Source organism: Microbacterium sp. KRD172 (assembly GCF_017168295.1).
GTDB classification, from domain to species: Bacteria; Actinomycetota; Actinomycetes; order Actinomycetales; family Microbacteriaceae; genus Microbacterium; species Microbacterium profundi.
In genome coordinates this window covers 1-2,957 of sequence record NZ_JABFAS010000011.1, presented here as the reverse complement: position 1 = coordinate 2,957, position 2,957 = coordinate 1, and the positions used below count along the sequence as shown (strand labels likewise).

At 67.1% G+C, this 2,957-nt stretch carries 3 protein-coding genes; all 3 read left to right on the top strand.

Annotated features, from left to right (window positions below; genetic code table 11):
- The first annotated feature begins 301 nt into the window (after window positions 1–301).
- Genes istA through J1M43_RS16060 form a run of 3 tightly spaced genes read left to right on the top strand, consistent with a single transcriptional unit; the run spans window position 302 to window position 2,851 of the window.
- Complete coding sequence (istA, locus tag J1M43_RS16070; RefSeq protein ID WP_241245542.1) at window positions 302–1,795, top strand: IS21 family transposase; 1,494 nt, start codon at window positions 302–304, stop codon at window positions 1,793–1,795.
- Window positions 1,792–2,541, top strand: coding sequence for an IS21-like element helper ATPase IstB (gene istB, locus J1M43_RS16065; protein ID WP_206477465.1), 750 nt, complete (start codon window positions 1,792–1,794; stop codon window positions 2,539–2,541). Before istA ends, istB begins: the two co-directional genes overlap by 4 nt.
- Before the next feature lie 25 nt (window positions 2,542–2,566).
- Complete coding sequence (locus J1M43_RS16060; protein ID WP_206477464.1) at window positions 2,567–2,851, top strand: hypothetical protein; 285 nt, start codon at window positions 2,567–2,569, stop codon at window positions 2,849–2,851.
- Window positions 2,852–2,957: the final 106 nt, after the last annotated feature.

The window sequence follows — 2,957 nt, the reverse complement described above, 5'->3', positions numbered from 1 at the left end:
TGTGTGTGATCGACTGTTTACAGGCCGGTTGAGCAGGGTTTTCCGGCCAGAGTAGTGGCTGGTTTCCTGCTGTTTGAGCGCGAGAATCCGGCCACGCAGCGTCACGTGCGAGTCGACACCCGACGCGGTGGTGGCTGAGCGGGCGTGACGTGTTCATCATTCATATCGGCGACGGTGTTCGTGCTGCCCCGGCTCGGCTGGGGTCATGGGCCCGTCACTATCGATAGGTTCCGGTCGGCGCTTCCAGATTTTGGTAAAGCGGAGCGCCGGAAAGGAACCGGTAAGGGAGATGACGGTACCCATGACCGTTGTAGAAAATATTAGGCGGCTCGATGCCGATGGCGTGCCGGGGCGGGAGATCGCCCGGCGGCTCGGGGTGAGTCGGGACTCGGTGACCAAGTACACGGGGGTGGCGGATTTCTCGCCGGTCGTCCCGGTGCTGGCGGCTCGTCCGGGTTCGGTCGTGCTCGCCGGGCTGGAAGCAGTTGTCCTGGAGTGGCTCGTCGGTGATGAGCGGCGCCCTCGGAAGCAGCGTCACACCGCGCGGCGGGTGTTTGACCGCCTCGTCGCCGAGCACGGCTATGCGGGGTCATACTCCCCGGTGCAGCGGCTCGTGAAGCAGTACCGGGCCGAGCACCGCTCCCGTGCCGAGGGGTATCTGGAGCTTCAGTGGCCGCCGGGGCAGGCGCAAGTCGATTTCGGTCAGGGCGTGGCGATCATCGCCGGGGTGCGGCTCGTGCTGCACTTGCTGCTGGTGACGTTCCCGTTCTCGAACACCCGGTTCGTGCAGGCCTACCGGGGAGAGAGCGCCGAGTGCGTCGGCGATGGGCTGCGCCGCATCTTCGAACACGTCGGATTCGCACCCCGGGTGCTGGTGTTCGACAACGCCACCGGGGTGGGTCGGCGCAGCGGGGAGAAGATCGTCGAATCGAAGCTGTTCGGAGCGTTCAAAGCGCACTACCGGCTCACTGCCCGCTACTGCAACCCGAGCTCGGGGAACGAGAAAGGCAACGTCGAAAACGCGGTCGGGTTCCTGCGCCGCAACCTGATGGTCCCCGAACCTGAGGCCGCGTCGCTCGGCGCGTTGAACCAGATGTTGCTGGACCGGTGCGATGACCTGGCCTCGCGGGAGCATTGGCGCAAGAACGTCCCCATCGGCGTGCTGTTCGCCGACGACGCCGCCGCGGGCCTGGAGTTGCCCGGGATCGGATTCGACCCGGTCCGTTACGAATCCCGTCGTGCGGACAAGACCGGCAAGGTCGTCGTGGAGGGCGTCGCGTATCTGGCAGGTCCGGCCTATCACGACCGGCATCTCACCGTCGGGATCCGCCACGACAGGATCGAGATCCTCGATGAGCACGCCTGCCCGGTGATCGTGTTTGACCGGGTGTTCGGTTCCAGTGAGCAGACCGTGTTCCAAGCCGCCCAGCTGCTGCATGCCCTCGCCGTCAAACCCGGCGCGTGGACGCATTCCCCGGCTCGGGATCTGGTCGCTGACCCGGTCCGCGACTGGCTCGACAAGGCGCGGCTGCCGGAGCGGGCGCGACTTCTGTCCCGCCTGGATCAAGCGGCGGCCGCGACCAGCTTCGAGGTCGCGATCACCGCCGCGACCCAGCTGGTGGGCCAGGGGGCTGACCCTGCCGGCGACGGGCTCGGGATGCTCGCCCGCCGTATCCACGACAACCTCGAACCAGACCCCGCGGTCGTCGATCTCCACGTCTACGACCAGTTCACCGAGCCACCTGGCGCCGACACACCGGCGGATCCGGGCGAGATCGAGGAGGACGCGGCATGACGAACACGATCACGAGCGCGCCGGTGAGCAATGACGACATCATCGCCGCCGGCCGGGCGATCTCGCTGACCACCACGGTCGTCGCGGACTGGGCAACTCGGGGAACTCCGAAGCAACGCGAGTACCTGCACGGGTTCCTCACCGCCGAGCACGCCTCCCGCCAGCATGCCCGCCACGCCCGGCTGCTGCGAGCCGCCCGACTGCCGGCGCTGAAGTCGTTCGACGGCTACGACTGGACCGCGATCCGGTTCCCCGACGGCTACGGCCGCGACCAACTCACCGGACTCGAGTTCCTCGACCATGCGGGGGACCTGGTGTTCTACGGTGATGTCGGCACCGGCAAGACCCACCTGGCCTGCGCGCTGGTCGCCGCCGCCTGCAACCGGGGCATCCCGGCACGGTTCCACACCACCGCGTCGCTGGTCGCGCAACTGCGCCGCGCGAAAGAAGCCGACCGGCTCGACAAGGAACTCGCCGCCCTCGCCAGATACCCGCTCCTCGCGATCGATGAATTCGGGTATCTGCCAATCGATGCCGAGGGCGCGAGGCTGTTGTTCCAAGTCATCGCCGACGCATATGAGAGACGCAGCCTGATCTTGACTACGAACCTCGAGTTCGCCCGCTGGGGCACCGTGTTCGGCGACGACCAGATGGCCGCCGCGGTCATCGACCGCATCGTCCACCACGGCCGTCTCCTGCAATTCCGCGGCGAGTCCTACCGCGTCGCGCACGCCCTCATGAAATAGCCGACCCCATGCAAAGGAGAACACCATGACACGCACGACACCGCTCACGTCCCCACACCCGAGCGGAACGGCCCGGGCCGCCGGCATCGACCGCGCCGAGCGAGACCACGACTGGCACGCCACCACCGGTGAAGCGATCGCCCGCCTCGACGACGCCATCGCCACCATCAGCGCCCACGTCGACGCCGTCGACACCGATGCCATGAGAGGACACATCACCGGGCAGCTCACCGCCGCCCTCACCATCCTGGAACAACTCGCCGAGCACCTCGCAGCCCCGACGGCGGGCGACGACGCGCACCCGTTCTGATCATGCCCACGCCACAGATTCCAGCCGCGCTCACACGGCCGGAAACCATGCACACGTGGCCGGAAAATCCGCGCTCAAACGGCCGACTTCCACTTGACAAAACACA